This window comes from Sphingomonas faeni (assembly GCF_003053745.1).
GTDB classification, from domain to species: Bacteria; Pseudomonadota; Alphaproteobacteria; order Sphingomonadales; family Sphingomonadaceae; genus Sphingomonas; species Sphingomonas faeni.
The window spans coordinates 53,602-80,499 of record NZ_QAYE01000011.1 but is presented as its reverse complement, the minus strand read 5'-3'; the positions used below and the strand labels follow the sequence as shown (position 1 = coordinate 80,499).

The window sequence follows — 26,898 nt, the reverse complement described above, 5'->3', positions numbered from 1 at the left end:
ATGCCTCGTCTTGATCTCACGCACCTTGCCTACGCTTTCGGTCGACTGGCTGGCGCGACCTGCTTTGCGTCCCCCGAAATTCGCAAGGTTGCGGCCCTGGCAACCGTGTCAGACGCATGGCGCGCGTATCGGCGCGATGCTGGCGCTGGCGATGTTGGCCCCGCTCACCAGGCTTCCGCTGACAGCATGTCGATCCTCCTGACCGATGACCCGCGTCGTGACGCCGTGCTCTTATGGCTTGCTGATCATGGCGTGCCTGCGATCGCAGCACCCGCCGCCACGCTGGCGCGCATGGTCGATGCGACCCGGCGTTTCGCCTCCGATGAGCTCGCGCTGCTCGATACCGCGCAGATCGCTCTGTTCGCAGCGTCGACAACCGGCCCACTTGCTGTCGCGCTCGGACTCGCCGGGCTTGATGCCGATCATTCTTTACAGTCGATCGCGCCAGCTGTTGGCGCTGTCGACATACTGTTTGATCATCCCAATTTTGCCGAGCATCAGGGCCATGACGCCATGCTGGACCTGCCAGGTGGACCGCTGCACCGCCATGTCGCGGCACCACCGTCAGGGTGTTGGGCGCTCAACCTGGCATTGCTGAGCCACAATGCGGGTGTCGTGCCTGGGCTTGCAGGTCAGCTTCCGCGGGCCGTCTTCCGCCTCGATTTGACCGTCCAGGAGCGCGCCGAGGCCCTCGTCAAGCATTGCGAACACACCGCGCGCGATGGCTTCGACCGCCTTACGCTCATCAACCGGCGCTGCGATCGCGGTATTGAGGCGCTTGCCGGCCTATCCCGCAACGCCCGTGCGCGCGAGGCGTGGGCGCTCATCGTGGCAGTTGGCCCGCTGCGGCGGATCCAGCTTGCACGGGCGCTGGGTCTGTCTCGAGCCGGGGCCGATATCCAGGCGCACGCGCTCGCCCGTGCCGGCCTTGTTACCCTTGTAGCTGGCGGTCGTATCCAGCCGACGCAACGTCAGCTTATCGTCGAGCAACCCGCTATTCTGGACGATGGGCCGCTGGCCCTTGCTACGGCCGCCCTTGATGCGAGCATGGCTGATATCGATCGGTTGCTGGAACGCTCGACACGCGTTTGATCGTCGCGCGTTTCAATTGGCCGTTCCGCCTTTCGCTACCAGTGGCGGCCGGTCAGCGCAGCAGCGACCCTAACGGTCTTTGATCGGCTCCACCGTGATGGTGGGTTCGTGTTGCGTCGTGGAGCGGCTCTCACCGAGCGATGGCCGTTCGCCTCGTTCGATACGTTTGGCCAGGTCGCGGTGAAGCGCGGTCAGCTCTGGCTGTACGACGTCCCCCGATGTGGGTTCGAGCTTCTCCTCAAGAGCATCGAACAGATCGATCGCGCCCGCCAGTTCGGACTCGGCGTAAAGTTCTGTGCTTTCACCCTGACGCCATAGCTCAGCGAGTTCCTGGGATCGCAAGAAGCCACTGCCGGCTGATCGATCCGTCGCCCGGGTCGTCGTCGGCCGTGGTGGCGGTACTGCTCCGCGCTCTTCGATCTTCGCGCGTGTGATGGCTGCGAGGCGATACCGAAGGAGGCGTGACTCTGGGGTGTCCGTCGGTGAAGGCGTCTGCTGCTTTTTAAGAAGCGTGATGAGATCCTTCGCGCTGGTGCCCGCGATTGCCTTTCGCCAGTCGACCAGGGCGCGTTCGTTGGATGTGCGGTCCGCCGGTTGAGCGAGGATGAACCGTTCCATCAAGGGGTCGTCTTCCACATCGATCGGCAGCGGGCCGCGTTGCCCCAACACGGCTGCGCGGGTGAAGCCGATCAATTCCAGGGTTTTTGCGACCCCTGCCCTGCGATCCTTCTGGTTGGCACTTGCGGCCTCATCCAATCGGCCTGCGATCACCTCGAGGCCAAGGGCGATCTCAGCGATCCCCTTCTCACCGGCGCCAGCGATTTCCTGAGTCCGGATGATGTCCTGGTGCAGCGAGCGTGTCGTCACGCGATCGGTGACGGACCGCTCGATGAGGTTGTGTAGAACCGGGGCCAGAGCTTTGAGCCACGCATGCGTGTCAGCGTGACCGTCGACCGTCTTTGCGAGGATAGCCTCTTGGTACGGCACTACGTCGCAAAGTGGCGCGATGCCGGTGTCGATGACATCGATGCGGCGATGTAGCTGCTCCTGGGCCGCTTCGATGCGCGCGTTGCTTCTCGCCAGTGCCGCCACTTCGCCCCGGAGCAGGGACACGGCGTCCATAAGCGCGGCGATCGCGACGGTCGATGCGTCTGAAGTCATCGGCTGGGCCCACCCCTATCCTTTGAACGGTCGCGATCGGGCCGCTCGCGATTCTGCTCCTCGGCCTTCCTCACGATCTCGTCGTGGTGTGACACATCGATCGGCTGACTGGGCTCGCCAATCTTCTCGGTGATCGCTCGGAGACGATCGCTGAGCGTGCCGGCACGATCTGGATCGTCATCCTTCCCGGCCGGGCCTCGGCTCTTTTCGATCGGATCGCGAATACGATTTGCCCTGTCCTCGGACTGGGCTGGCGTCGGCATCGTATCGCCGGGACGCGCCTTGGCTTGTACCTCTGGCGCAGCCATTTTGTGATGAAGCGCCTTGAGGATGTCGACGCCGGTATCGGCGCGCGACACCGAGGCGTCGGGGATACGAACAAACGGTCGGACAGGTGCAGCGACGATCGGCTCGGCGACCTTCTCGCTCGCCAGGCGCATTGCCCTGACCGAGTTTGGTTCGGGCTCCGGCATCGTGGCGGCGAACCGCTCGAGGCTCCGAGCGACGTGTTGATCGACGGCTGAAGGCGACGTCGAGAGTTCCGCAATCGAGCGTGAGTAGGTAGCGCGTACGGTCGCCTGCCGGCTGGCCAGCATCGCTATGACGGGGTCTTCGCGACCCTCCGCGCGAAGTCGTTCAGCACGCGCGATACGGCTCTTGTCGATCTCAGGCACCTGTCCCTTTTCACGCATTTTCACCGCGGCGATCGGCTCGTGCAGAGGGTCAATGCCACGCGCCCTGGCGGGCGTGGCGTTTGCCTCGATGCCGCGGGTCCGCAGGTTTTCGGCAAACCGCTGGCGATACCGGAAAAGATCTTCGCGGTTCGGATGGAAGCGTCGGCCATCGTGATCGCGACGCGCGATCGTGAGGTGAACGTGCGGATGTTCGCGGTCGACGTGGAGCGACGCGACCCATGATCGATTGGCAAATTCTTGCCTGGCAAAGTCGAGAGCGGCGTCCTTCAAGCGATCCGGATCGGTGCCAGTGGGCATCGACAGGATCATGGAAATCGACGTCGCCCCCTTGCGCCGAGCGTCACCATCCATCTCCCAGCCGTGCCATTCCTGAGCGAGCAACTGCATCTCGCGACCGTCGCGCAGCACCTCGCCCTCGCTCGTTTCCAGACCCAGTTCGCTCTCATCGCCGTGGCCCAGGCGGCTGATGTAGGAAAAGTTCGCGAGCACATGGCCGCCGCCATGTTGACGCCCGGTGATCCGCACAACGGCCTCTGGCGCGCGACGTGAAGTACGGTCGGCCATCATCACGGCGCGGGTGTTCATGCGGGCCTGCGATCCGCCTCCGAACGCATGCTTTGCCTGCGCGCTCGGGCGCGATTCAGCCGACGATGATGCCGGTTTCGGAAACATCGATGCGACGGCCATGCCGAGGATCGTGCCCCCGGTCTTCGGGCCTTTGGCGCTGCCGCCCCCCGATCCCATGCGGTATTTTTTGGGAGGCGCAAAGACGCCTGCCATCGAATCCATCGTGCCGGAGGATAGCCGCAAACTCACTCGCCCGGTGCCTTATCCTTGCGGGTCCAGTACCCGATTTCACCACCGATCGAGGAGGCCAGCGTGCGCCGGGCCTCAATCAGAAGGGTGCGTAATTCGCCGCATGTTTCCATGAAGGAGCCCGCGATACGCGCAATGTCGAGCGAGCTCTCCGGTTGGTTCGCCGCGTTCATCGCGTGGACCGCCTGGTTGATGTTTCGTCCGATCGCGAGGACCTGCTTGCGGACTTTGCCGATCTCCGTTTGCGTTGTCGGTGCAAGACGCAGAAGCGCGGCCCTGTCCCAAAGCTGCCAGCGGATCGTGCGTTTGATCCACTCGTTGCGGGTCAGGCGCATCGGCGCCGCAACGGTGTCGATCGCTTCGATCTCACTCCGGTTCAGGCGAACTGTAACCCGAATGTAATCGTCGGGATGGCCCCTCCCCTGCACCGGCATGACCGGCACGCTGCGGCTTTCTGGCGTGAGCGCTGCTTGCGTCAACGCCGCTGTGATCCAGCTACTGCGCGTCTGTCCGGACGCCACGGCGATACGATCGATCTCGGCCGTGAGAACGTCGCTGAGCCGGACCGTAACCTTCATCTTGAAAGCCCCGAGCAGCGGAGACTCATAAGCCAATGTCCGACATTGGTGTCATGAGTCGTATCCTGCCATACCTTAGACCAACCCCCCACGGACCTTCGGCTCCTTTTCACACACTACAGCATCTCACGAACGCGGAGGCGGGGCAACTGTGCTGCTTCAGCCCTACAAATCTGGCAAACGCATTTCTGTTTGCTGTCAATCAAAGCGATCCCTGTTCAGTCGATCAGCCTAGCAATCCAAGCCGTCCTCGGACATTATGCGATCGATCCCGCCCACAACCCGGAGATATCACATGGCGCGTACCTCCTCCAAGACGGTCGACATCACCACCATCGAAGCGCGGGAAAAGGCTCTCCGTGAAGAACTCGCCGCGCTTGCTGAACAGAAAAAGGTCGCCGAACTTGCTGCACGCGATGCCGGCCGTCCTGTCCTACTCGCCGCTCTCGATCGCGTCAAAATCCCGTCGATGGAAAGGACAGACGCTCGCTCCATCGCTACAGCGATCTCAACCCACGGCGCTGCGGCTGTTGCTCAACACGTTGCCACGATTTCTACGTCTTAACTCTCGCTGCGCCACAACTCCCCCCGCAAAACGGCCCCGCATCTGCTCCATGAGGCGTGTTGGCGCCCTTCGTAATCTTGAGGTCGCGGCAGATCTTATTTCGCAAGGCCCCACAGACGGGAACAGCCGTCGTAGAATCCCTCCGATCCCTCGCCGGACATGTCGATCGATGGCGCCAATTGTATTTCTGGGCGTATCTTTAATTCGAAACGTTAGCCGAGCCCCAACGACTGATAGGTGCGCACCAGAACGCCTCTGCCGCGCTTCGTGGGATTGCTCACGAACTGAAACTGGAGCTGCTCTGCCCCATTGAATTGGGTTCGCTGGTAGTTGCTCGCGCACTCAACCGCTTCGTCGCTCTCGGCTAGCCATGAGACCCAGCGGGCGGCCGTTCGGTCATAGTCGCAGGTAGTGGTTCGGGGCATCTTTGCGTTTCGCCCGGTTCGAGGTAACGCATTGAAGCATCTGTGCGCATCGGTCGTGCCTGGCTGATATAAGCCGTTGCGTATCCGGCACCCTTCTCCACCGTCCGAGGCAAGCCTCCCCGTTCGTTGCGACGGTCTGAGCCCCGTCATCCCTCTACCTTAACGGGCAGCGATCGGACGCGGGGCTCACGCTGGTATCACCGCTGCGACGCCTGCGATATATGCGTCGACCAGCTCATCTATGTCCTGCGCCAGATCGTCCCCGATTCGTTTTCGCTCAGCTATTGCCGAACGGTCCCGTTGGCCGTTTGCGGTTCACTGAACCTGTTTGGGCGCATCGTTCGGTGAATCATCGTCGCGCGCCGTCGCGTCTCTACGTGTTGCTGAGGGCCGCCAGGCGCTCTTCTTCCTTCTCAGCGAAGTCGAGAAGCCGGGTCATCGCGTCACCCTTCGAGAGGCGCTGCCGGTACGCAAAATCCTCGAACCTTTGTCTATCCTCGGGGCGTGCACGAACGTGGATCGCGTCAGTAAACGTCGCCTGTCTGGGCTTCGGCGTAGGCCGGGCGGGCGCTGGTGGCGTCGCCTTCTCTGAACGAAAGCCAAGCCCCTCCCCACCCGCCTTCGCCGCCACGATTTGCTCGGGCGTCGGGACTGGAATGTCGTCATCGGCCGCGAAGCTGGCGATGGATCGGCGTGAACCCGGTGCGGCCTTATCGGTCATGCAGCAGCCCCTTCCTCGAGCAGCGCCAGAACGTCATCGCGGAAAGCGGCTGCGTTAATTCGTGCGCTATCTAGCGAACCCACGTCAGCGTTTGTCATCTCAGCAAGCGTACCGCCTATGCTGAAGAGGCCGCGGAATGCACCGCGTTCCGCGAGAGCAGTTGGGATCATAGGGATGCCGGCTTTTTGCAGGTTCGCGACGACTGCTTTCAGGTCGCGCGTCCAAAGCCGAAGCGAAGCAGGCGTCCTCGTAAGGACCGCTGCGAACGGCAACGGACGCTCGCGGGCAGTCCCGGCGTTGCGGACGACCTTAAACGCCCGCGCTGCCTCCACGGCGTCTAATTCCGATCCCTGGATGGGAATGAGCGCGAGATTGGACATCAGGAGCGCACTGGTCGCGCGTGCGCTTGCCTTGCCCTCCAGATCGACGATCACGAAGTCCGCCCGCTTCCGAGCTGCGTCGATTGTACCGATTATCTCGTCTTCATCAATTTCGGGCAAGACCTCGATAGTGTCGGGCTTCCCATCCTTCTTCGCCCATCGGGCAAGCGGAAAATTCGGGTCGGCATCGATCATGACGACGCTCGATCCCTGCGCGGCGATCTCTGTCGCCAAAATTAGGGCTGTCGTCGTTTTTCCGACACCCCCCTTTGGCGATAGCATGGTGATTACGGGCATAACGGCTCCGATAGTTTGCGCTGACGACAGCTGCACATGTGTACGGTATTTCGCAGGTTACACACGTCCCGCACGTCTTACAAACCCTACGTGTGCCGCGTGTTACACGCGTAGCGCATGTTCACATGTTTCACACGTCCCGCACGTTGGACAAGGGTCACGTTTGCCGCGTGTTGCAGACGTAACGCATGTAGACATGTCTCACATGTCCCGCAGTTTGTACAAAAGCTGCGTCTGCAGAGTGTTACACACGTAGCGCATGTGCACATGAAAACACGGCAACATGAAGACATGAAAACATGAAAACATGGTGCCATGGTGCCATGGTGCCATGGTGACATGGTGCCATGGTGACATGGTGACATGGTGATGGTGACATATAGAGATATAGACATGTAGACATGTGGACATGTAGACATGTAGACATGTAGACATGTGACATGTCTCGCACATCTCGCACATTGTACAAATGCCGCGTGTGCCGCGTGTGACACACGTAACGCGTGTTCACACGGTTCATACGTCCCGCACGATACAACAGCTGCGTCTGCTGCGTGTTACACGCGTAGCGCATGTTCCCATTTTGCGCCCATCCCATACGCCTTCCAAGTGCCAGACGTGCCGCAGGTTGCACATGCGGCGCACGCCCACGTGCTATACTCGTTCCGCGTCGGGAGTATGATCACATGGGGCGCATGTATAATTCGTGTTACATGCTCATTCCGTGAGCATGTTCACAGGCATGCCGCTGGAGCCTTGTCACTCTCAAGGCGCCGGTAAATTGCTTGCCGGCTGACGCCGATCAAAACGGCGATGTCGTTGATCCGGGCAGGGGGGTCGGCTTCCAGATATTCCTTGGGCTTTAGCCCATAGTGCATCGTCGATGCTCGGTGGCCGCCCGAACCGAGCGGCCGCGCGCTGCGCGGCACCGATAGGGTCGGCGCTGGCGGCGCGACTGCATCCGTTCGGGAGCCGCACGACGGCCGATCTGGTGGCGATGGCACCGGCGTCCGCGCGTGATGTGGGGACCGTCGTTCTCGAGCGCCTCGTGCGCGAGTTGAACGGCGTCGAGTGCGACGGCTTTAAGCCGGAGCCGGAAGCCAGCAAGGCAACGGCGATGACGCGCCAGTTTGGCGTGCCGGTGACGGACCTCGACGCGCTTCGCGAGGCGATGGTGCGGCGCGCGGCCCGCGCGGCCGATACACTAACGGACTTCCGGAGCCTTGAACAATGTGATGCGCATGCGGTTCGGTCTGCGTGAGACATGACGAGAGCGTGGCGGCAGCGCCGCCCCGTCTTGCGCTCACTCTTCCCAGAGCGGCTTGAGCTTGCGGGTCCGCCTGTGAGCGGGCCGGGGTGCCGCGGGCATCCCGTGTATCGCGATCACCGCTTGGATGCTGGCCAGCTCCGCGAGCCATGCCTGGGTGCGTGTGGTTTGAATGTTCATCTGATCCTCCTTCTGTTTGCTTGAGACAGAGGCGGGCTGACGATTGGGCGGGGTCGGGGTCACAGGACCGCGAAGCGGCCGCGGAGCGGGGCGTGGGGGTGCCGATTTTGTCGTGGTCGTAGTGAAGCGCAGCGAAAACGCAGGCCGCGTCAAAATTGGGGGCACCGCGCATCCTTGACGCCGGCCCCGCCCGATCGTCACGATGGAAGGGCGTCGACGACAGAGCCTTTCCGACGTTGGTGGGGCAGGGGAGGCCGCCAGACAGCGCACTTCCTTCTGCCACCGCACCATCACGGCAACTGGACGCTCGGAGATGCCAGGACCGCGCCGGTCAGCGCGTCGCTGTCGATTTCACCGGCGATGTAGCGGGCATTGAGCTGCTCGATCTCGTCGGAGAGGATGCCGCCTTCGTGACGGACGTTGCCGCGTGCGAAGTCCACCTCACGGTGACAATGGGTGCGCTCGATTGCGCTGATCTGGTGATCGTTTGGACGGTCATGATGCGATCCTCTTGCGAGATAAGGACGAGCCCCGACGCCAGTGCGCCGGGGCGGTCTGCGTCATCGTTCGTCGACGCGCATGATGGTGAGGACGCGCGTGGTCTTGGACGGATCGGCCGGATCTTCCGCCCCCCCGGTGAGGTCGAGATCGTAGTAATCGATTTTCCAGTAGCAGGCAGTCCCCTCGAACTCGAACCGGCCCATGTCGCGCTCGCCGTGCGGGTTGATGGCGTCATCGAACCGGTCGTAGTCGCGCACGGTGCGGATCAGCTCGGCACGCTTGCGAAAACCACGCAAGAGGCTGACGTCCCCGATCAGCTCGGCGATACCGCAGGTCATCACCACGCGGTTGTTGCCTGGGGCCGTGATATGTTGGCGAAGCCAGTCGTTAAGCCGCGCGATCTCGGTCGGCTCGCCCTTCCGGCGCTCGGATGTGGAGGTCTGGTCGGCCATTTCGGTCTCCTTGTCTGACCCCGCCAATCGGGGCCTTCGACAGGCGACACGACCGCCGAGGCATAGCTGGCTCGCGCACCCGTAGGGTCGAAACGCCGTGGAGAAGTCCGCTTGCGGACTGGCGTGTGAAAGCGCCTCGGCGAGGACGTAGGAGCCCGAAAGGCCCCTCGGGAGGTCGGCCTTCGCCAGGTACATGACCTCGGCGAGTTCGAGCATGTCGTAAGCGTCGCGAAGCGACCAGCGACCATCGGCCGAGGATCCGCCATAGGCTTGCTCCATGACCCACAGCAGCGTGTCGCGTTGCAGCGATCCTTGTCCAGCGATGGTGTCGGCGACCGCCTTGGCGGCCGTGATCGACGGTTCGGTGAAATCGAGTTTGAGAGCTGCGGCTGAAGTGTGCATCGAGGGCCTCCGGTTTTATCGCCCGGTGCTCATCACCGGATCAACAAGCCGAAGGCTCCCTCTCCTCTGCCTGCGCTTATGCGCAGGTTCGCCCTGTCATGGACGATAAACTTCGTACTTTACCGGGCCAGAGGGCGCGGCGACCACACCCTCAAATTTGTACGGCCGTCACCATTTTTTCTAACAAGGCATTCACACGGGTCTGCCACCCGGGGCCGCTACCCCGCAAATACGCGACCGTCTTGGCATCGAGACGGATTTTGACTTCCACCTTGGGGGTTTCCAGTTTCGGTCGCCCGCGCGAGGACGGCTTCATTCCGGCCATGAACGCTGTGTCCATCGGCGGATTGTCGTCGTGAATCTCCGGGTCAAACTTGGCCATGATAGAACCTCACTACGGGTTTTTTGCCGGGCGCAGGCTAATGGCGCGAACCGCGTCGTCATGGGAGCCTTCGGTAAAAGCCAGCACATGCAGGCGACCACCGATCATCCCGGACCTCTCCGTAATCGAAGCGATCGTTCTCGCGCTCGAATGCCGTGTCCCAATCAAATCCTTCCGTAGCTTGCAAGGACACGCCGTGCTTGGCGATATTCCCAGCCTCCTTGGCGGGATCGAACTCGATTTCCGTCGTGATTTCGTACACCCATAAAATAGGCGACACGAATTTATTGTGCACCCATTAATTGGGCTTGAAGCAGGGTCGTGCCGGTTATGACCGTGGGTCCACTTTGGCCGATGCCTGATACGCCTTCCAGGCGTCGTTCCAATCGTCGTGATGCGCAGGCACGCGGCTGACCAGCTCGCGGCCGTTCGCGGTGAGATAGTTGCGAGCCTTGGCGAGCAGTTGATCGGCCGCCCGTCCGCGATCGCCATAGACGATGATGCGGCGCACGCCCGCAGGGATGGCGACGAAGGCGAGGCGTTCGACGCCGCCCAAGGCCCAGGTCGGGGTGCCGAACCATTCCATCGCCGACAGGGCGTCTTCGATGCCTTCGGCGAAGCCCAACTCGTCCGTCGCCGGCGCCAGCCGGATCGCCGCGGTGCCAAGCAGGCCCAGCGAGACCTTCGGCTTGGACATTGGATTGTGCAGCACGTTGTCGGGATCGAGGAAGGTGCGTTGCACCGCGACGACGCCCAGATCGTTTTCGACGGCCGCGATCATGGCGGGCATCGTCCGCTTGGACGGCCCGGAGCCGTGGATCGTCGCGGGGTTGAACCGCAGCGACTTGGGGAAGGGGCCGGAAAGACCGCGTGCGAGGAGATACTCCTCGGCGAGCGTGCCGGCGATCGGCTGACTGGCTTTCCAAAGCCGGAGCGCGAGCGCGCTCATGTCGCGCTTGGGGCTCGCTTCGGGCATCGACACGGCTGCGCGATCGTGGAGCTTGCGGCGCTGCAGGGCTTTCAGGACTTCGATCGTCGTGCAACCGGCGAAGCAGTGGAACAGGATTGCCGTATCTCCCAGGCGGACAGACAGGCTTGGAGAGCCATCGTCATGCGCCGGACAACGGCATTCGCCGTGCGTGCCGCGCCAGATTCCGCCGAGCTTCTCGACGATATCCTTGGCGCGGACCTCAGCGTCTAGCGGAAGACGTGCCATGCCGATCGTCCTGTGGGTTTGATGGATTTCGGTCATGGGTGCTTCCGAAGACGTTGAACCGAAGAGCAACCGGCATCCTCTCCTCTGAGGCGGCGATCACCGCCATCGTCCGCGTGGTCGCGAAAGGGTTTAGCTGTACCGACCCGAGAAGAGGTCGCCGATCGCGCGCTGGCGAAAGGCGTTCCACCAGCGGCGCCGACGATGTTCGGCTGCGTCGTGGATCATGTGGCAGCGCTGACAGAGGGCGGCGAGGTTGCGCCAGCGCGGACCACTGAAGGTCGGGTCGTGGTTGAGATGAGCGGTCGCGAGATAGACTGGCTTGCGTGTCATCCCGATCGCCTCGAGCGGGACGTAGCTGGGCTGGCGGCGAAGCTGGCGGCCGCGACCATCGCGCCAGGCGTGGATCTCGGTATCCCACCAGACGCCATCGGTGCCCAGCAGCAGCGTGGCGCGGCGTCCGTGGGGGCGCTGGCAATGCTCGCAGCGCCCGCCTGCGCGCGTGAAGCGCACGATCCGGCTGATCTCCGGCCAGTCGATCGGGTAGAGCCAGCGATGTTCCGGACGGATCGGCATGGCACCGATTCTGAATCATGCGCCACGAGAACGAAAGGAGAAAATCACCGTCCAGCGCCGAACTTGTCCTGTTCCCGTGATCGGTCATGCCCCGCTCCGTGTCGCACTGACGGACGTACCGGCGTTGTTTGATTGGAGGGGCTGACGCTGCGTTGCGATATCGGTCATGGAGAGTCTTCCCGCAGGAAGGCGGATGGTGCGGTAGCCGGCCGAAGCGGTAATCGCGTCACGCTTCCGATCGTGCAAGCCATCATGGCTGCGATCGTCCAGCTCGACCAACGCGAGGATGGCACCGGATGCGCGATCTTCGATCACGAAGTCGACGATCTTCTGGAAAAACCTATTGCGGGTGCGCATCGCCGCTTTGCGACCGAAGCCGGCCTTAGGCTGTAGGAGCGCGCCCATCGAGACCTGCACATGCACGCGGGCATGGGGGGGATGCGCTCGATGATGCCTCGAGCGGCGCGCTCGCGTTCGGTGAGCAGCGCCTTGGCGCGTACTCGCGGCGTGCGCGGGATTGCCTTGGCGATCGCGGCCAGGACGACGACGACCAGTGCTGCGAGGAGCAATTCAGGTCGCGTGTAGTGCGTCATCGTGCGGTTGGATTTGGTGCGAGGGCCGGGATCGTTACCCGACAGGGCCGAGACCGTGTGCGGGCTCGGTCGGGGCGCAGCGCCGATAGAGCCGTGCCGAACGCCGCCCCCGCGTCTCATCAGCTATCCGAGTCCTCGGTATCAGCCTTAGTCAGGACCGAAAATGTATCTGCGATCAACTCGGTCCGGTAGGTCGTGTCGTTCGCTTCGCCATGCTGGCTTTCACGCACGCGGCCAGTGATGTGAACGAGGTCGCCTTTAGCGGCGTTGTCGACCTGGGAAGCGACATTCGAGAAACACACCACGCTGTTCCAATGCGTATCCGTCTTCCACTCCTCACCGTCGCGCCGATTATAATTGGCCGCAACGCTGACGTACTTCACTTTCTCACGTGACGTAATCTTGCCGATCCGACCGATGATCCGAAATTCTGCGATATTCTGAGGCATCATACTCTCCTTGGCTGAAGTGGAATGCTGAAACTGCCCAGTTGACAAACGCTATTCGCGCTCCTGCTCGAGATAACGAAAATGGTATTTTGCGATGTGTTCGGGCGTCGCGTAAACTTGGTACGCTCGCGTCCAGTCGTGACTGATGTCGCGCTGTGCGGTTTGCAGTGGCACCTGATGGGTGCAGACGAGCCGCCACAGGACATAGGCCAGGACGTTCTTGTCGCCGGCATTAGCTTGGCCCTGGCGCGGTTGAAGCCAGAGGTCGTGCATATCGAGCGGCGCGCCTCCAATCGAAATCGGGATCAGATGGTCCAGCTCGTAATCGACCATGCGCTCGCCGGGATGCTGCGCATCCATCATGCGGCGTTTCAGCAGCCCGGTGATCGAATAGGCGGGTCGTGCCGACCGGGCATAGCCCGGGCGGCAGATCGTCTCGTCGATGTTGGCCTGGGTAATGGCGGGGTCGACCGCCCCCGGTGTTTCGGGCGGTGGAAGAAGCGCAGCTAGGTTAGCAGGGATCAAGGGCGAGTGGATCACCTTTGAGATACCGGCGACGGCATCGCACACCGAGCCGTCGTTCGTCGAGGCGCAGCCGAACGGATTTGAGCCGGCATTGTCGTGGTCAAGCGAGGGGCGTTGCCACAGGACGATCCCTCCGAGGATCGCCGCACCGCTCAGGATCGCGCGCGCTCTCACCGGAGCGGTGCCGTTCTGCGTGGCGCAAAGCACCGGCGCTTCTTAGGCGCTACGAGATCGTCCAGATTTTGAGATCGGACCGGCATTTCGTCATTATTACGATATCGGTCAAAAATGACAGCCCTATTTTATCAAAATTGTTGCCGCCTGATTTGAAGCCGACTTTTGGGAAAAGAGCAGACCAAAAGCAGATCAGCACGCGCGACGATGGCTATTTGAACCCAACGGAAAACGCATGCGCGAAGAACTTCCTTGTCGTAGATCGTGGCAACGCCTTTTGAGGTAGCAACGATTTCGATCGAGACAGACTCATTCCGATAGTCGAGTGGCTTCGTCCACTCGCCCTTAGTGAGGGCAAAGAACGGAAAATGCCATTAGGGATTGTTCGCCTCGGACCTCGGTGAGGAGAGGGCTATCGAACGAGAACAGGTCGCCTTGTGGTCTTGCTAGGCTCAGGCGTTGCTCCCTGACACCGGGCAATCGGTCGGCGAAAGCACGAAGATTGGATGTTGAGGACAATGATAGGCCCGAGCGTTGCGGTAATCGAGTGCGAAAGTTCGTGCTTTCGCCGACCGTTTCGAGATTGGCAGGTTCGGCTACGTGCTTTCACCGACCGTTTGGGAGGGGCGGTACATCGAACGGACGCAATTAAGCGCTAACGGTCGGCAATGACGGAAAACCTTCAGAAATCGGGTTTTCGTCTACTGAGATAAAGCGACAGGGTTTTATCGCACACGCTGCCCTCGATTATTGGCCACGGCTGGGGCTTCAGGGATGCTATCGGAAATTCTGTGTTTGTCACAGAGCGGCAGCGGCAAGAGCCGACCAACTCCAGTCAGTAACGCAAGTCGCGGATGGCAGCTCCGGACGGGACCCGTTATTCGACAAAGCCAAAAGGACGACCGGGGATTGCCCGATCTTTGCCATGAAGCGCGGACCGGTACCGTGTCTTGAACGCCGTCGTTCGTGAGGTCACTTGGCACCAGCATCAAGTGGACTGGCGAGCGGCCATTGCGAATGGGTCGGCAGCAAAAACGCTGCGCAGTTCAGGATCGCGCCTTTCATCAACGATTTTGCCTCCTTCACCGCGAAAAAATGGGGCCCGGGGTGCAGGCATCGCAGCCAAATACATTGATCCCCGTCAGCAGTGTTGCATTGTCTCGATGTAGACATGTAGGGGAACAGACATGCCTATTATCGCAATAATCAGCCAGAAGGGAGGCGCGGGCAAGACGACGCTGGCGCTTCACCTTGCCGCTGCCGCTCATGACGCGGGGCGCGTTGCGCTCGTCATAGATACCGACCCCCAAGCGACTGCCAGCCAATGGGCAGCCTGGCGCCAAGACGCACCGCCTGAAGTGATCGACAGCCCACCGCCACGACTCTCTGCCAAGATCGCGCAGGCGAGAGGGCAGGGGGCCGATTTTATCGTCATCGATACGCCGCCTCATGCCGACAGCGCCGCGCGTGCCGCAGTCGAGGTGGCCGATCTAGTCCTGATCCCATGCCGTCCCAGCGCCTTCGACCTGACGGCGATCCAGACGACGGCCAAACTCGTGCAGTTGCTCCGTAAGCCAGCCTTTGTGGTGTTCACCGCAGGTTCCCCTAACGCGCCGCGCATGTACCAAGAGGCCCGCGAACTCGTCGAAGGCTTTGGTACGCCAGCTTGCCCGATCCAGATCGCCGACCGCGCCGCCTTTCGTCACGCGAGCGCGGAAGGCCGCACCGTCATGGAATACGAACCCAGCGGCAAAGCAGCAGAGGACATTCGACACATCTACAAGTGGACATGTCGACAGCTTGGCATACCGATCAAGGCACCAAAGAAGCCCTCATCCAAACCCTTAAAAGAAAAAGGAAAAGCTGTAGCATGAGCCGCAAGCCGTCCTTCGCAAACCTGCGTGATCGCACCGTGCCGGAATCCGTCGTCGCACCACCAGCGGCTTCACAGCCTGTTGCACAGACGCAAAACCAGACGGGCGGGCAGGGGGCTACATCGGGTCCTGCCAGCCGGCAGGGTCGCAAACAGATCGCAGGTTTTTTCACACCCGAGATGTCGTTCGCCATGCACACGTTGGCACGTCGCCAGGGCAGAAGCCTTCAGGCGCTGATGGCCGAGGCATTCAACGACGTGCTGCGCAAGCATGGCGAAAGCCCAATCGGGGACTGATCGCGACATCACGTTCCGATTGGCAGGCGGGTAACAGCTGAACCGCTACGGTCGATAAGCAATTCAGTTGTAACCGCCAGTCCTGCCCTTGGATTGCGATGAAATCTAAGGCGCGCGCCTTCCGGCTCCGCTGCCTTGCCAGCCAAGGCGGGCAGCAGCGCCGTGCCGATCTGGAGACGCACACTGGTAGCCCGTCTTCTTACTCGTGCAGATGGCAAGATCAGCACGGCGAATAATGTGACGCTCGGCGGTCTACGCGACCGGTTTCATATCCTTACCGTTCACATGGGCCGGCTGTTGGATTGCGCATTGGCGCAATGCATACGCGTGCGACGCGCAGCCTGGACGTTCTGGAGAGGGCAGCCATACGGTAATGTAACGGGTCATCGCGCAGGCCGGGGCAAACTGTTCGGCACCGTCGCTCTAGAAAGCGGGCCATCTGTCCCGGAAGGGCAGTCAGTTGTGTACGGTGCACAATCCGGTAAATGATTGAGGTATGACGAAATACCTCATGCTTCTGCTAGTTGGCCTTTCGACTACCGCTACCGCGCAGGTGGTGCAGCCAGGAGATTGGGACGTCACCTCCAAGGTCGTAGACCTGGTCGTACCGGGTGTTCCCGGATTCCTTCTGCGAATGATGAAAGGCAAATCGAAGGCCGAACGCAAGCATCTGTCGAGCGGGCAGGGAATCGAGACGCTCCTGATGCCCGATCCGAAAGCACGATGCCGGATCGACAGCCAGCGCGTTGCTGACGGCAGATATGCGCAGACCCTGAGCTGCCCGCAAAAGAAGGGCGACTGGCTACGTATCAGTCGCACGGGGACGTACGATGCGACGGGGTATACTGGTCGGGCAACCGTGGCTGGCATGACCCCCAAAGGGGCTCTCAACATTGTTCTGGATCAGCGCGCAACGCATGTCGGGCGATGACGCTGCATTTTTGGACCAGCCGTTCGTCGAACATAAGCTGGTTCAGGGATACTGAGGCCCATTGCCATTGTCTGCTTAGCGCAAGGCTATTGCCCGAGGCAGAGAAATCCATCGCCAAAATGAGCTGTCATGGTCAGCTAGGAACCACGATTGGCTTCCTCCGTGGCTGCCTTCGCCGTCCGGACAAGGTGCTCGACACAATTTTGGAAGATGGGAACCGTAAAGGTGACCAATATGGGCTCGCCTCCCGGCTCCTTGAACGTCAGCACGACGAAGCGTTGTGCCTCTTCGTCGTGCACAAGGCCTGCTTCCATCGCGCTTGGGCTGCTCGGAGTAATAACGGTCGGTGTCACGCAATACCGTCGATGATGTGGCCAGCGCCGCGGTATTGCAGCGTGCCGGTTCCACCACAGCCTTCGCGGATCTAGGCAGCTCTCGCAATGCTGGCCGAGCTAACGTCGTTTGCGGGGCGGTCAAGTTCGACCGTCGCGCTCGTCGCCGCGATGTGAGCGGCCTGAGCGTTACGGTATTCGAAGTAGAGAGCGATCAGGGAGAACATAAAAAACCTCATTCACGTCATTGCTGCGTCGCAGCATCAGCGTGTCATGTGGCTGTTAAGATACGCGCGGGCAAATGCGTTGGCTCCAACCGCGATTGTGCAAAACGAAACCGTCAAAAACGGTATTCAGGCGGCTGGTGGGATACGGTCGATCAGCGCCGTCAGGGCATCCCCCTGGAAAGTATGGGGACGAACCTGCCGGTCCGGTATCGATAACCGTAGGCGCTTGCGCTGAGCCGGCTTCATGTCCCGCACACGAGTTGCCATCGCCAGCAAGGATCCTTCAAACAGGATCTCACAGGACTGGTCGTCTACCTGTTCGACGCCCGCCATCCGAACTAAGGTCGCCTGCTCTTTCCACGGAAAGTCCATTAGTTCGATTCCCCTAGGTGCTCTTGTTTTGGTACTGGAACATGGGAAATACAAATTGATGTGGCGCAGTATCCACCCGATTTAACTCATTCGTTATGTATCGTTAGTGCTGCGCAGAAGGGCAGTGCGCGACGTGCCGTTGTGCGAACCGTACCCGTAGCCCGCAACAGGGCTGCCGCGGGCAATGACCTCGGGGCAAAGCTCCGTGGCTTTACGTTCTCTCATGCCTTAAGCCGGCATAGAATAACGAGTAGCTGCCCCCCTCGGATCGAGGGCAATATAAGACCTTACGGTCTATGGTCGGGGAGACAGGATTCGAACCTGCGACCCCCTGGTCCCAAACCAGGTGCGCTACCAGCCTGCGCCACTCCCCGACGGCGCTGCGGTTAGGGATACCAGCGCCAATACGCAAGCGTCATAACGCGATGACGCGAAAATCGCGGGTCCGAGGCATCCCATTGTCGGAACCCTGATTGCCGCTTGTCACCTGAAAAACAGTCATTCCTGACCGACGGCCTCAGGTCACCATCGTGAAAAACGGCGTTATTATCGTCATCCATGTCACGACGCTCCCGCTTCGAATCCGGTGCGATGATAAGAGCTTCGGAAACCGCATGATCCCGCTAGGGAGCATTCGCGGCGACATCGTCGCTGCGTCCAGGGTTTTCCGCGTGTTATCCGGCGGTTTGAGTCTCAATGTGTCAGGTTGGTGCCTCTATTACGGGTTGCGTTGGCCGGCTAGGCCAACACTGTTTTGTTCATATTTAAGAATCTGTGAGCGGTTCTAGATCGTTTTGAGCCTCGCGCTCCATGCGGTCGATCGTCTCACCCAGCTTAGCAAGAATTTTGCCTAAGGAACCGCCAACAGTAATCTGCGCAAGTTCCCTACAGGACAGCGTCTCCAACATCGCATTGGTTTCCAGGACGTGATCGGCGTGATGCTGAGCGGCGTCGTCGGGCAACGGGGCAGGGCGCATCCAGCGCGGAAGATAGGATCGCACGCTGCCAGGCAGCAGAGGTCGGTAGGCGTTGGATGTCTGTACGTACCGAGGCCCGGGGCCGTCCTTCTTCACGCGGTTGAAACGGCGCTGGCGCACGAGAAACCCGATTGCCTCGAGAATATGAAGTGCCCGACCGACGGTTGCACGCCCAAGCCCGGTGGCCTCTGCCAGATAGTCATAGGAGGGGTACACACGGCCACGGTTTAACCGCGCAAGCGTGAGGATCTCTTCGAAGACCCGCACAGCGCTGCCGGTAAGCTGGGCAATCCCTCGTTCGACGACTGTCAGCGTCCGTTCTCCCGAGCGCGCATCGCGCCGCAACCGCCGTGCAGCGTCAAGGGTTTTGCGCGCAACATGCAGCAAACGGTCGGTTTCGCCCTTGCCAGGTGCCGTCCAGAAGACCTCTTCGAAGGTACCGGCCTCCAAGCTGTCGCGTAGCACAGGCGCGCCTGTTCGGTGGAGTGCGCCCGATCGCGCGGGCGCACGCTCGCGCGTCAGCAAGCCGAACGCCTTCAGCGCGGCATCGCCTATCGTAATAGTCCCCATCATCCGTTCCCTTTTGAGGGTGGCGGAAACAGGCAAAAGTCAGCCGTGGCACGAAACGCGCATCCTTGAATTCAATCTGAAAAGCGCATATTTAGGGATCGTTGTCAGACGATCGTTTGTGCTTGCAGGCACGAACCTAGTATGTGCTTTTGGATGCCCGGCCTTTGTGCCGGGTTTCCTTTTATCCGCTCACAGCCATTCCTTCGCTATCGATGTCATGGGTTTGGTGGGACAGGTGGCGACCCAAGCAGCGTATACATCCTGCGCTGGCGTAAACGCTGCGCACGATGCGGCTCAGAAACCCGACACTTGCCCCCCCTTGCCGATGATCGTTACGACCACGCCCTCGCTCGTCGGATTTGGAATAATCCGAATTCGACGAACGACGACCGCCGTTCCATCATCCTTGCGGTTTATGGAGGCAGGGCAAAGCGGCAAGGTTCGTGCTTTCGCACGGAAAACTCGGGAAATGTTCGTGCTATCACACGGAAAACCCCTTGCCGGGGCCCGGTAGCTTAGCCGGTCGGGACTTAGAGTGCCGAATTTGAGTTCGTGCTATTACACGGAAAACCCCATGCCAGCCTGCAAACCGATTACGTGTCGGTGCCGTCTTCAAGAATTTCGGGATCTCTTTTGGGTCGAAAGCCGATCGTCGTATGCAACCGCGGCCGACCACCGCGGCCGGAGGGGATTTTCGTTTCAACGACGTTGAGAGTATATTCGGGCAGACTATCCTGTTCAGATACGTCGCGCAGCTGCTTCTTAAAATATTCGAGGCCACGTCGGTCCGAAGCACAGCCGACGCGCGCCGCCAGCTCACCAATATCAAGTGTAAAACCGTCGTCCTTGCAGTTAAATTTGGCAAGTTCGTAGAGACGCCGTTCGATAGGGCCAAGCTTGAAAAAGTCATGATGGTATGCAGCGATCCGCTGATCCGTCAGAATCGCGCGATACAACCAGTCACACACCATGACTTCGACCCATTTTACACGACGCTCACCCGTCGACGTCTTGATGTACTTGATGTCGGCCTTGAGCAGCCAGGAAAACGAGCTGTCCGATCCTTCGCCACCAGTCTCAATATTTGTGACGATCTGCGTGCCCTGCAGCCTGTTCAATGAAGCTTTGAGCGACGTGTAAGACCGCGCGGACGAGTTCGTACCGGTAACGCGGAAGAGATCGTTGGCGGTAAACGTCATGATCCGGTCGGCTTTTTCGCCTTTTTCGGCCCGCTCCGCCATCAGACTGGCGATATAGAGCAGGATTTCCTTGTCGTAGATCGTTGCGACACCGGTCTTGCTAGGATTGATCTCGATCCGGGCTTCGCCCGATTCAAAAACCATCGGGGTCATATGGGCCTTTTTCGACAGGGCGAAAAACGGAAACTCAGCCACGGTCCGCTCACCCTGCACATCGCCGTACAGCGGGCTGTGCACCGAAAACAGGTCACCCTGAAAAACCGAAACGTCGCCCATGATCCCAAACTCGCCTTTATCAGCGATCAACCTGTGTCGCTGCCTCATGCTTGTCCAACGGAAAGGGGGTTTTCCGTGTGATAGCACGAACATTAACGGGGTTAGGCCGACGCTCGACGCATACGGACGGCCTATCCTGGCAAAGCATAGCGATTCCGGTCCAATACCGTCTGGTTCTGCGTGCTTTCACGAGGAAAACGCTGGGCTGTGGCATGAGCCCGACGACCGGCGGAGGAGACTTCGTGCTATTACACGGAAAACCCCGTCAGCCTCCAAGCCGCTAGTGGTTTGCGATCATTCGAGCCGGCGATGTCGACGCTACCTATGTCCGCCGATGAACAATATTGCAGGCCAGGCGGACGTCTGGGTGATGAACGGCATCCAACAAGCGGTAGCGTTGACGTGTCGATGTGTCGACATGTATAGCATCACTCGCGTATGCATCATGCCGTTCGAGCTATTCGAGCTATTCGAGCTATTCGAGCTATTCGAAAACAGATACATGGTAGCGTCAGACATCCAAGGGCTGATCGCTTGGAGACTCTCGGCGAGCCGCCATCGTAGGATGATCGACCGCCCTTTTGCAGCCGAAAAGCGGTAAGCGCGCGCGAATAGACGTCGTCCAGCGCTTGTCCGCTTACGATCAGCATGTCGTTGGACGTCGGTGCCATGTCGCCGCCTCCTGCGGCGCTCCAACCAGGAGTGTGAGCGCTGCCTTGGGTACCCCAAGGATGACGACGAGAGCGACGCGCCTTCCAAGCCGCGTCTCTCTCACGCTGCCTGAACCTCCGGCCCCACGGCGCGTTAAGCATCGCCGAATCTTTAAAGAACTTCGCAGGCCGAGAGATGCCGGTGATCAGGCCATTCCGGTCGATCGGGAATTTGATCAACCGCCGGCAGGGCGACGCCTTCTACTGGCGCGAGGGCAAAAGGTCGCCGGTCGAGACCTTGTCGCTCGAATGCAGGGTCTGGCGGCACGGACGCGACGAAAAGCCGTTCCGTTTCCGGATCTGGGGCGACGACTCTAGCGACATCTCGGGCCTCGTCACCGCACGGGTGAGCGCAGTCAACCTCTTGACACCGGTCGAGGCGCGACTGCCGGTGCGGCTCCGGTTTCAAGACGAGGACAGCCTCCGCCTGGTCTAGCAACTGGTCGAGATGTTCGAACGGCGGCGGGAAACCCTGTCGATTTTTCCGATGACCGACAAATGGGTGTTTCCGGACGATCTTAGCGATCCAAAACGATGAGCTAACCTGGGTGAACGCTGACGCTTTCCTCCGGGACCCTTGCTGTAGCCCCGCCCCAAGCGTACATACGTTTTTGTCAACATTGGGGCGACGTGCTATTTGAATGTTATAATCAGAAGGCCACATCGAACCTTGCCAAACACGGAGTGTCGTTCGAGTCGGCGCAGGAGGTTTGGAGTGATCCCTTCTACGTTGTCCTACCTGATCGCGTAGAGGCTGGTGAGCAGCGTTGGCACGCGACCGGCATGATCGGCGCCGTCGTGTTTGGTCATCGTTCACAGCCACCCCGAGCCGGACAACGAGTATCGGGTCCGGATTATCAGCGCCCGAAAGGCCACGGCACACGAAAGGAGACGCTATGAGCAAGAAAGCGCTTGGCCCCGAACTGCAGGATCAGCTGGACCGTCTCGCGGCCTTGCCAGATGATCAGATTAACACAGCCGACATCCCGGAAGTGACGGCCGAAGCATGGCAACATGCCAAACGGCCGGCGTTGTATCGCCCAATCAAGAAGCCTGTCACGCTTCGCCTAGACGCCGATATCGTGACATGGTTCAAAGAACATGCTGATGATCGCGGCTACCAGACCCAGATCAACCGTGTGTTGCGTCGCTATGTCAGCGAAAGTGAGGCGCGAGCCTGAGCTATATGGCCGGGCGCTGATCGGGCCCCCTCCCTAACCCATACTTTCTAAAAGATATCAGGCGGTTGCCTCGCTCACAGCGGGGTACCGCTTTCGACGCCGATCCACAGCCTTCAGGCAGAAACTCCACTTAGCTGCCTGTGCAGATTTGCCGAGCCACCTATGATGACGTCTTTTGCTGTAGCAGTGGCAGTACGGTTGGGAACAGTAAGGCGGCTGGCTTTTCACCACAAGCACTCAGTATATATTAGGGTGTTAGCAACATTGCGGCTGCAGAAAAGGCTGCCTTAGCTATAGCCGACAGTAGCCATTCTCATTCGACCTCGCCTCGACCTAGTTATTTTTATGTATGATCAGCACTAACAAGGGCATCGATCCTAACATTGGTCGCCTTTACAATAAGATATATGTATCAGTGGATTAAAGTAAATTTGATAAAGTATACGTCGGCGATTTCTTCGCCGAAATACTTTATATCTACCTATTTCAGGCATAATAGCAGGTAAATCTTTGGGTTATAAATATTAGGTCTGCGTCGCATGCGCCGCTGCTTCAGCACTGTATATATGTTGAAGGTCATCCTCTAACTCCCAGCGGGCAATAACGCGACATGTCATTTCGGATTTATGTCGAACGCTAAAAACGCAAATGATCATCAACAATATGAATACCGTAGCTAAAGCTGCCAATATCAGCAACGCCCTCGTTAGGGCAGACAACATTGCACCCACCCAAACTATGGCCAATATCGTACGGCTAAGAATACCTTGAGGTGATCTTTTTATCATTGTTGAGAGGTCTGGTTTTTTCATCAACCCCGCTTTCTACAATAAACCTAGATCACAGGTAGTTATTAATTAACATGATCTCATTAGTATATCTTAATTTTTCCCATTTATAATACACTAATAATATTTAGTCCGTAATCATGTTTTAGTTTCTATAAGTAATAATTTGTGCTTAATCACAAGATCCACACTATGTCGGTAGGTGTATAAATATCTTTTGATTTATGAGGTCTTTGTTTGGTACGATAGTGAGGTATATCAATGATAGGCAGAAGGTCCTATTTTTTTCCGGAATTCTTTGATATTTGAGGACCCCGATAGTTTTTAGACGTGGCTTGTGGGGAGTTATGGACCTTCTTTCTTGTTTGGCGTCCCAGACCGATCGACTTGGCCATTGCTCTACGGGCATCTGAATAGGACGGGGCAACCATCGGGTAATCTGGCTCGAGATTATAGCGCGTTCGGTATTCCACTGGCGTCAGGCCATGATTTGCGAGGTGGCGGCGCAATGTCTTGTAGGGCTTGCCGTTTATAAGCGAGATGATCTGATCGGGTGACGCCAGCGACTTTCGCACCGTTACCGCTGGCTCAAATATCTGCTCTGGATCCTCGAGAGGGGCGGGCGTCGAGGTTCCGGCCAGTTGCGATATAGCCCGACGCATCAAACGTAGGAATTCCGGTACTTCGTCAGCATTTGCGCGCGTGCTAGGGTTTGCGAGCCAGGCCGCAGTCAGTTCGACCGCTAACGCGACCGACGTGGTTTCATGAGCCATGATCATCTCGCTATCGATGAGGGTATCTGAGCGCAGTTCGCGGCCGAGATGATGCCGGACGATGAACCTGCCCGCCGTCTCTTTGCCACACGCGAAAAGCGTCAGCGCACAGACTGCAGCGGCATTTCGGCGCTCGTATTACGGGCGTCACCCTGCCAGCCTCAGCTTTGGGGCAGCTGTACCTTGCGCTTCAAGCGTTCGACGCGCTGCCTGCTCGCCACTGAGAAATGCGGCGTCCGTCCATATATAGCCCCATTGTCCGAACCGGCCACAATACCGGATGCCAATGTCATCAAGATATCCCTGGACGACATCAACGGCTGCGCGCCGTTCGAGATCGAAAATGACATTGCCGAACGGTATCCAGATGGCACTTTGATGAATGATTTCACCGCGGTTCTGTATAAGGCCACAAGAAATGAGTGCGTCGATGACAGGTTCGATCCAGTCGTCCGGTGTACCGGTAAGCGGGCGATACTTGTCGCTGAAATAGACCTCGGCCTGGAAGGCACCACAATCAGGCGGGCACGATTTCGGCGCCAGCTTGTTACGGTAGCTGACGCGTGCAAACGGAATGTCTTCGTCGTAAAAATACGACCATTGTGCCTTGGTTTCGACAGGCCGGTTTACGCCGATGTTGACGACAACCACTTGAGAGCAAGCCAGACGCCTTGAAGCGTCCAGGACTTCGTCCGGCACGCCCTTGATGAGCGGAACAAGCTTTGGAAGAGGAATGGAGGAAATTAGCGTGCTGAATGCAGCCGTTGCGCCATTTGCAAATTGAACGGTCTGGCTGATCGGATCGATCTGGATGACCTCATGGTTGTTATGAACCCTCGCCTTGCCATAAAACCCCTTGATGAAGCCTTCGAACCCGCCTTCCGAGGGGTAGCGAAACTCGTCGACGTAGAAGACATCGAGGGGTTCATGCTCCAGTGCGCCGCGCAACACCTCGTCAAGGCTGGGGCGGTATAGCCGCGGCCCTAACCAATCAGTCGACATGTTCGACGCATCGGTGGTGTGATACTTGCGCGTGTAGACCATAGGGAAGGTATTGGCGAAGGTCGCACCATAGGCAGCGAGCAACCATTCGGCATAATTAGCAGTTACAGGTTCGGCGACCGAATTTACTGCCGCAAAGTCCTTGATGCAATCGATGATCAAGTCTTTCGGTAGACCGTGAAGATTGACCTGCGCTGGATGCTTGATCCAGTGGCCTTTCCAGTAATTGTTGCAGTAAACTCGGCCAACCTCGACGTTTTCCGCGGACCGTGCGAACAGATCCTTGACGCGCTCGCTTTTCGTGAAGGAAATGTGCACGCCTTCGTCAAAGATGAAGCCGTCACCCGATCCAAAGCTCGATGTAAGCCCACCGGGCCGCGATCGCTGATCGTAAATCCGTGCCGACAAGCCTTGCTCTGCCAGATAATTGGCGGCGCCAAATCCCGCCATACCCGATCCCAGGATAACGATGCCGGTGTCGATCATTCGGAAATCTCCGCAGCGAGAAGCCAGCCCAGGGGCGGTGATGGTAAAGGGATGTGTCGCGTCATGATCCGGATACGCGGACAAGTCCTGCGGTCAGAGCTAGCGCGGCCGCGGCATCGATGCGGTCGAAGGGCGTATCGGCGCGTCTGGCTATGTCGAGCAGCGAATGGTGGCCGTCTGCGAGGTTCAGGAGCCACAGCAGGTCCATCTGGTTAGCCCCACCCGCTTCCTTCTGCCCTGCGATCGCGCGGTACAGGCCGCGCTCTCCTAGTTGCGGTTCCCCGCGCCCGTCGATCCGTTCGTAAACGACGTTGCGCTGAAGTACGCTCACGATTTCTGAGACGATCACCAGCGATTCATCGAGCGCGGCCGCGCCGACGAAACTGCAGTCATCGAGCGACGTGTGATATTCTGGAAATTGTCCGTGTACGCCGCGCATCAGGCAACCGATCGGGAGATCGAAGCCCGGCGAGCAATATTGCCGCTCGTCATACCCGTAAGGCGTAAAGGGGAGCAGGGTAGACGCGAATGGCGAGCGTGCGAGCACATGGCTTGCCACGCTGTCGATCTCGGCGCCTCGCCGACTGGATTTGTAATGGAACCCGCCTGCATCGCCTAGGCACGTGAGAACCATGCCATGCTTGATGCGTCCAAGTATCGCTTCGTTGCGCGCCAGCCAGGTGACCGCTCCGATCGTCGCGGGGATGAACAGGAAGCGCACACCCATTCGGCCCGGCGTAAGGAGCAGCTGACGGGCAAGCGCGGTGGCAACCGCGATCCCGGAGAGGTTGTCATTGGCGAGGCTTGGGTGGCAGATATGAACGCTGATCAGGATCTCGTTGTCAGTAAGTCCTGGAACCAGCAATTCTCCATAGGTCAGGTGGCCGGCTTTCAGATCGCTGTCGATCTCAACCGCGTACATGTCATCCTGCATGGCACGCCAGCGGCTATCCTGCATGCAAAAGCCCCAGTCATCGGCATAATATCCCGTCCGATACGGGATGGCGTCCGGCTGATCGGGGAGTGTGTACACATGACGCGCAAGCTCTTCGCGCGACAGAACCGCGCTGATCGGCCGGCTGTATCCGACGACATGAAGATTGGAATAAGCAAAGTCGATCAGTGTTTCGCCAGACAGCGACCGGATCGATGCCGATCGTATGTTCCATTCCTTTGGAACATGCCAATCCAGAACTGGCGTTCCAGTTGTAACTTCGCTGATCGAAACGGGAATGTATTGTGCAATCTCCTGAAGAGTCTTGCGGACACCGTCGCCTGTCAAGCTGCGTGCAAGCGGAAACAATGCCTTGACGAAGGCCATGCAGTCGAAGCCGACATCGACTCGCTCATCCGTATCGGATCGATGCGGCAAGGGCATGGCACTAGATGCCGGCATTATACTATCCCCCATTTCGGTGTCACACGGTAAAACGCGTGACATTTTATTTTTGTATAACGAT

Annotated in this window: 29 protein-coding genes, 1 tRNA gene and 1 pseudogene; 9 read left to right on the top strand and 22 right to left on the bottom strand. The window is 59.3% G+C overall.

Annotated elements, in window-relative coordinates; all coding sequences use genetic code 11:
* The first annotated feature begins 186 nt into the window (after positions 1–186).
* The gene (locus C8J25_RS18115; protein WP_107955759.1) at positions 187–1,092 is read left to right on the top strand and encodes a hypothetical protein; all 906 of its coding nucleotides are present in this window, start codon (positions 187–189) and stop codon (positions 1,090–1,092) included.
* 69 nt (positions 1,093–1,161) lie between these two features.
* On the opposite strand, the gene C8J25_RS18110 is transcribed toward C8J25_RS18115, so the two are convergent.
* Genes C8J25_RS18110 through C8J25_RS18100 form a run of 3 tightly spaced genes read right to left on the bottom strand, consistent with a single transcriptional unit; the run spans position 1,162 to position 4,342 of the window.
* Positions 1,162–2,253 (bottom strand): hypothetical protein, encoded by a 1,092-nt coding sequence (locus tag C8J25_RS18110; RefSeq protein WP_107955758.1) that lies wholly within the window; start codon positions 2,251–2,253, stop codon positions 1,162–1,164.
* Complete coding sequence (locus tag C8J25_RS18105) at positions 2,250–3,737, bottom strand: relaxase/mobilization nuclease domain-containing protein (RefSeq protein ID WP_244187195.1); 1,488 nt, start codon at positions 3,735–3,737, stop codon at positions 2,250–2,252. The genes C8J25_RS18110 and C8J25_RS18105 overlap by 4 nt, the downstream gene beginning before the upstream one ends.
* 23 nt (positions 3,738–3,760) lie before the next feature.
* Positions 3,761–4,342 carry a hypothetical protein gene (locus C8J25_RS18100; RefSeq protein WP_107955757.1) on the bottom strand — a complete coding sequence of 194 codons (582 nt, stop codon included), beginning with the start codon at positions 4,340–4,342 and terminating at the stop codon, positions 3,761–3,763.
* A gap of 295 nt (positions 4,343–4,637) precedes the next feature.
* Here C8J25_RS18100 and C8J25_RS18095 point away from each other — a divergent pair, with 295 nt between their 5' ends.
* Positions 4,638–4,907 (top strand): hypothetical protein, encoded by a 270-nt coding sequence (locus C8J25_RS18095; RefSeq protein WP_107955756.1) that lies wholly within the window; start codon positions 4,638–4,640, stop codon positions 4,905–4,907.
* A 798-nt stretch (positions 4,908–5,705) separates the two neighbouring features.
* Here the strand turns inward: C8J25_RS18095 and C8J25_RS18085 are convergent.
* Together C8J25_RS18085 and C8J25_RS18080 are read right to left on the bottom strand one after the other, a co-directional pair.
* Positions 5,706–6,053, bottom strand: coding sequence for a hypothetical protein (locus C8J25_RS18085; RefSeq protein ID WP_107955754.1), 348 nt, complete (start codon positions 6,051–6,053; stop codon positions 5,706–5,708).
* Complete coding sequence (locus tag C8J25_RS18080; RefSeq protein WP_107955753.1) at positions 6,050–6,730, bottom strand: ParA family protein; 681 nt, start codon at positions 6,728–6,730, stop codon at positions 6,050–6,052. The genes C8J25_RS18085 and C8J25_RS18080 overlap by 4 nt, the downstream gene beginning before the upstream one ends.
* A gap of 883 nt (positions 6,731–7,613) precedes the next feature.
* Between C8J25_RS18080 and C8J25_RS18075 the strand changes: the two genes are divergently transcribed.
* The gene (locus C8J25_RS18075; RefSeq protein WP_483009883.1) at positions 7,614–7,991 is read left to right on the top strand and encodes a DNA polymerase Y subunit UmuC family protein; all 378 of its coding nucleotides are present in this window, start codon (positions 7,614–7,616) and stop codon (positions 7,989–7,991) included.
* A 42-nt stretch (positions 7,992–8,033) separates the two neighbouring features.
* On the opposite strand, the gene C8J25_RS20825 is transcribed toward C8J25_RS18075, so the two are convergent.
* From C8J25_RS20825 to C8J25_RS21195, 10 genes and pseudogenes are all read right to left on the bottom strand, one after another.
* Positions 8,034–8,177 carry a hypothetical protein gene (locus C8J25_RS20825; RefSeq protein WP_167397756.1) on the bottom strand — a complete coding sequence of 48 codons (144 nt, stop codon included), beginning with the start codon at positions 8,175–8,177 and terminating at the stop codon, positions 8,034–8,036.
* 290 nt (positions 8,178–8,467) lie between these two features.
* The gene (locus C8J25_RS20820; RefSeq protein WP_244187194.1) at positions 8,468–8,617 is read right to left on the bottom strand and encodes an antitoxin VbhA family protein; all 150 of its coding nucleotides are present in this window, start codon (positions 8,615–8,617) and stop codon (positions 8,468–8,470) included.
* A gap of 120 nt (positions 8,618–8,737) precedes the next feature.
* A complete protein-coding gene (locus C8J25_RS18065) occupies positions 8,738–9,130 on the bottom strand; it encodes a DUF3768 domain-containing protein (RefSeq protein WP_107955775.1) in 393 nt (130 codons plus the stop codon).
* 553 nt (positions 9,131–9,683) lie between these two features.
* Entirely contained in the window at positions 9,684–9,914 is a 231-nt protein-coding gene (locus C8J25_RS18055) for a BrnA antitoxin family protein (protein ID WP_107955751.1), read from the bottom strand.
* 328 nt (positions 9,915–10,242) lie between these two features.
* The gene (locus tag C8J25_RS18045; protein ID WP_167397755.1) at positions 10,243–11,130 is read right to left on the bottom strand and encodes a DUF7146 domain-containing protein; all 888 of its coding nucleotides are present in this window, start codon (positions 11,128–11,130) and stop codon (positions 10,243–10,245) included.
* 129 nt (positions 11,131–11,259) lie between these two features.
* Positions 11,260–11,703: a hypothetical protein gene (locus C8J25_RS18040; RefSeq protein WP_107955749.1), complete on the bottom strand. Its 444-nt coding sequence runs from the start codon at positions 11,701–11,703 to the stop codon at positions 11,260–11,262.
* An 84-nt stretch (positions 11,704–11,787) separates the two neighbouring features.
* Complete coding sequence (locus C8J25_RS18035; RefSeq protein ID WP_107955748.1) at positions 11,788–12,120, bottom strand: DUF2726 domain-containing protein; 333 nt, start codon at positions 12,118–12,120, stop codon at positions 11,788–11,790.
* 295 nt (positions 12,121–12,415) lie between these two features.
* On the bottom strand, positions 12,416–12,745 hold the full coding sequence (locus C8J25_RS18030; RefSeq protein ID WP_167397754.1) for a single-stranded DNA-binding protein: 330 nt from the start codon (positions 12,743–12,745) through the stop codon (positions 12,416–12,418).
* Positions 12,746–12,796: 51 nt separating this feature from the next.
* On the bottom strand, positions 12,797–13,477 hold the full coding sequence (locus C8J25_RS18025) for a hypothetical protein (protein WP_244187192.1): 681 nt from the start codon (positions 13,475–13,477) through the stop codon (positions 12,797–12,799).
* Between the two features lie 98 nt (positions 13,478–13,575).
* Positions 13,576–13,752 (bottom strand): annotated as a pseudogene (locus C8J25_RS21195) (hypothetical protein); the annotation flags it as partial.
* A gap of 879 nt (positions 13,753–14,631) precedes the next feature.
* On the opposite strand from C8J25_RS21195, the gene parA reads away from it, so the two are divergent.
* From parA to C8J25_RS18005, 3 genes are all read left to right on the top strand, one after another.
* Positions 14,632–15,318 (top strand): ParA family partition ATPase, encoded by a 687-nt coding sequence (gene parA / locus C8J25_RS18015; protein ID WP_107955746.1) that lies wholly within the window; start codon positions 14,632–14,634, stop codon positions 15,316–15,318.
* Positions 15,315–15,614, top strand: coding sequence for a ribbon-helix-helix domain-containing protein (locus tag C8J25_RS18010; protein ID WP_107955745.1), 300 nt, complete (start codon positions 15,315–15,317; stop codon positions 15,612–15,614). Before parA ends, C8J25_RS18010 begins: the two co-directional genes overlap by 4 nt.
* A gap of 496 nt (positions 15,615–16,110) precedes the next feature.
* Positions 16,111–16,545, top strand: coding sequence for a DUF3617 domain-containing protein (locus tag C8J25_RS18005; RefSeq protein ID WP_107955744.1), 435 nt, complete (start codon positions 16,111–16,113; stop codon positions 16,543–16,545).
* A 685-nt stretch (positions 16,546–17,230) separates the two neighbouring features.
* On the opposite strand, the gene C8J25_RS18000 is transcribed toward C8J25_RS18005, so the two are convergent.
* The 4 genes from C8J25_RS18000 to C8J25_RS17985 all read right to left on the bottom strand — a co-directional run bounded on the left by C8J25_RS18000 (position 17,231) and on the right by C8J25_RS17985 (position 20,498).
* Entirely contained in the window at positions 17,231–17,476 is a 246-nt protein-coding gene (locus tag C8J25_RS18000; RefSeq protein WP_107955743.1) for a hypothetical protein, read from the bottom strand.
* A gap of 297 nt (positions 17,477–17,773) precedes the next feature.
* Positions 17,774–17,850: transfer RNA gene (locus C8J25_RS17995), tRNA-Pro, on the bottom strand.
* Positions 17,851–18,240: 390 nt separating this feature from the next.
* Positions 18,241–19,023, bottom strand: a complete 783-nt coding sequence (locus tag C8J25_RS17990) for a helix-turn-helix domain-containing protein (RefSeq protein WP_107955773.1) — start codon at positions 19,021–19,023, stop codon at positions 18,241–18,243.
* Positions 19,024–19,616: 593 nt separating this feature from the next.
* On the bottom strand, positions 19,617–20,498 hold the full coding sequence (locus C8J25_RS17985) for a replication initiator protein A (protein ID WP_107955742.1): 882 nt from the start codon (positions 20,496–20,498) through the stop codon (positions 19,617–19,619).
* 852 nt (positions 20,499–21,350) lie between these two features.
* On the opposite strand from C8J25_RS17985, the gene C8J25_RS17975 reads away from it, so the two are divergent.
* The 3 genes from C8J25_RS17975 to C8J25_RS17965 all read left to right on the top strand — a co-directional run bounded on the left by C8J25_RS17975 (position 21,351) and on the right by C8J25_RS17965 (position 22,389).
* Positions 21,351–21,644, top strand: coding sequence for a hypothetical protein (locus tag C8J25_RS17975; RefSeq protein ID WP_146173382.1), 294 nt, complete (start codon positions 21,351–21,353; stop codon positions 21,642–21,644).
* 194 nt (positions 21,645–21,838) lie between these two features.
* The gene (locus tag C8J25_RS21190) at positions 21,839–22,108 is read left to right on the top strand and encodes a BrnT family toxin (protein WP_341871545.1); all 270 of its coding nucleotides are present in this window, start codon (positions 21,839–21,841) and stop codon (positions 22,106–22,108) included.
* Positions 22,105–22,389 (top strand): BrnA antitoxin family protein, encoded by a 285-nt coding sequence (locus C8J25_RS17965; RefSeq protein ID WP_107955739.1) that lies wholly within the window; start codon positions 22,105–22,107, stop codon positions 22,387–22,389. Before C8J25_RS21190 ends, C8J25_RS17965 begins: the two co-directional genes overlap by 4 nt.
* 1,066 nt (positions 22,390–23,455) lie before the next feature.
* On the opposite strand, the gene C8J25_RS17960 is transcribed toward C8J25_RS17965, so the two are convergent.
* From C8J25_RS17960 to C8J25_RS17950, 3 genes are all read right to left on the bottom strand, one after another.
* Positions 23,456–23,950 carry a Ros/MucR family transcriptional regulator gene (locus tag C8J25_RS17960; RefSeq protein WP_107955772.1) on the bottom strand — a complete coding sequence of 165 codons (495 nt, stop codon included), beginning with the start codon at positions 23,948–23,950 and terminating at the stop codon, positions 23,456–23,458.
* A 147-nt stretch (positions 23,951–24,097) separates the two neighbouring features.
* On the bottom strand, positions 24,098–25,438 hold the full coding sequence (locus tag C8J25_RS17955; protein ID WP_107955738.1) for a protoporphyrinogen/coproporphyrinogen oxidase: 1,341 nt from the start codon (positions 25,436–25,438) through the stop codon (positions 24,098–24,100).
* A gap of 61 nt (positions 25,439–25,499) precedes the next feature.
* Complete coding sequence (locus C8J25_RS17950; RefSeq protein ID WP_208622635.1) at positions 25,500–26,759, bottom strand: DUF4910 domain-containing protein; 1,260 nt, start codon at positions 26,757–26,759, stop codon at positions 25,500–25,502.
* Between the last annotated feature and the right edge of the window lie 139 nt (positions 26,760–26,898).

Bases quoted from the DNA above. Each gene is read 5' to 3' on its own strand.
- parA (WP_107955746.1), top strand. From the start codon at position 14,632: ATGCCTATTATCGCAATAATCAGCCAGAAGGGAGGCGCGGGCAAGACG.
- C8J25_RS17990 (WP_107955773.1), bottom strand. From the start codon at position 19,023: ATGGGGACTATTACGATAGGCGATGCCGCGCTGAAGGCGTTCGGCTTG.
- C8J25_RS18065 (WP_107955775.1), bottom strand. From the start codon at position 9,130: ATGGCCGACCAGACCTCCACATCCGAGCGCCGGAAGGGCGAGCCGACC.
- C8J25_RS17950 (WP_208622635.1), bottom strand. From the start codon at position 26,759: ATGGCCTTCGTCAAGGCATTGTTTCCGCTTGCACGCAGCTTGACAGGC.
- C8J25_RS18000 (WP_107955743.1), bottom strand. From the start codon at position 17,476: ATGGACTTTCCGTGGAAAGAGCAGGCGACCTTAGTTCGGATGGCGGGC.
- C8J25_RS17960 (WP_107955772.1), bottom strand. From the start codon at position 23,950: ATGGCTCATGAAACCACGTCGGTCGCGTTAGCGGTCGAACTGACTGCG.
- C8J25_RS18055 (WP_107955751.1), bottom strand. From the start codon at position 9,914: ATGGCCAAGTTTGACCCGGAGATTCACGACGACAATCCGCCGATGGAC.
- C8J25_RS18100 (WP_107955757.1), bottom strand. From the start codon at position 4,342: ATGAAGGTTACGGTCCGGCTCAGCGACGTTCTCACGGCCGAGATCGAT.
- C8J25_RS17965 (WP_107955739.1), top strand. From the start codon at position 22,105: ATGAGCAAGAAAGCGCTTGGCCCCGAACTGCAGGATCAGCTGGACCGT.
- C8J25_RS18040 (WP_107955749.1), bottom strand. From the start codon at position 11,703: ATGCCGATCCGTCCGGAACATCGCTGGCTCTACCCGATCGACTGGCCG.
- C8J25_RS18030 (WP_167397754.1), bottom strand. From the start codon at position 12,745: ATGCCTCAGAATATCGCAGAATTTCGGATCATCGGTCGGATCGGCAAG.
- C8J25_RS18110 (WP_107955758.1), bottom strand. From the start codon at position 2,253: ATGACTTCAGACGCATCGACCGTCGCGATCGCCGCGCTTATGGACGCC.
- C8J25_RS17955 (WP_107955738.1), bottom strand. From the start codon at position 25,438: ATGATCGACACCGGCATCGTTATCCTGGGATCGGGTATGGCGGGATTT.
- C8J25_RS18105 (WP_244187195.1), bottom strand. From the start codon at position 3,737: ATGGATTCGATGGCAGGCGTCTTTGCGCCTCCCAAAAAATACCGCATG.
- C8J25_RS17985 (WP_107955742.1), bottom strand. From the start codon at position 20,498: ATGGGCGACGTTTCGGTTTTTCAGGGTGACCTGTTTTCGGTGCACAGC.
- C8J25_RS18080 (WP_107955753.1), bottom strand. From the start codon at position 6,730: ATGCCCGTAATCACCATGCTATCGCCAAAGGGGGGTGTCGGAAAAACG.
- C8J25_RS18095 (WP_107955756.1), top strand. From the start codon at position 4,638: ATGGCGCGTACCTCCTCCAAGACGGTCGACATCACCACCATCGAAGCG.
- C8J25_RS18010 (WP_107955745.1), top strand. From the start codon at position 15,315: ATGAGCCGCAAGCCGTCCTTCGCAAACCTGCGTGATCGCACCGTGCCG.
- C8J25_RS18005 (WP_107955744.1), top strand. From the start codon at position 16,111: ATGACGAAATACCTCATGCTTCTGCTAGTTGGCCTTTCGACTACCGCT.
- C8J25_RS20825 (WP_167397756.1), bottom strand. From the start codon at position 8,177: ATGAACATTCAAACCACACGCACCCAGGCATGGCTCGCGGAGCTGGCC.
- C8J25_RS18075 (WP_483009883.1), top strand. From the start codon at position 7,614: ATGCTCGGTGGCCGCCCGAACCGAGCGGCCGCGCGCTGCGCGGCACCG.
- C8J25_RS18085 (WP_107955754.1), bottom strand. From the start codon at position 6,053: ATGACCGATAAGGCCGCACCGGGTTCACGCCGATCCATCGCCAGCTTC.
- C8J25_RS18115 (WP_107955759.1), top strand. From the start codon at position 187: ATGTCGATCCTCCTGACCGATGACCCGCGTCGTGACGCCGTGCTCTTA.
- C8J25_RS18045 (WP_167397755.1), bottom strand. From the start codon at position 11,130: ATGGCACGTCTTCCGCTAGACGCTGAGGTCCGCGCCAAGGATATCGTC.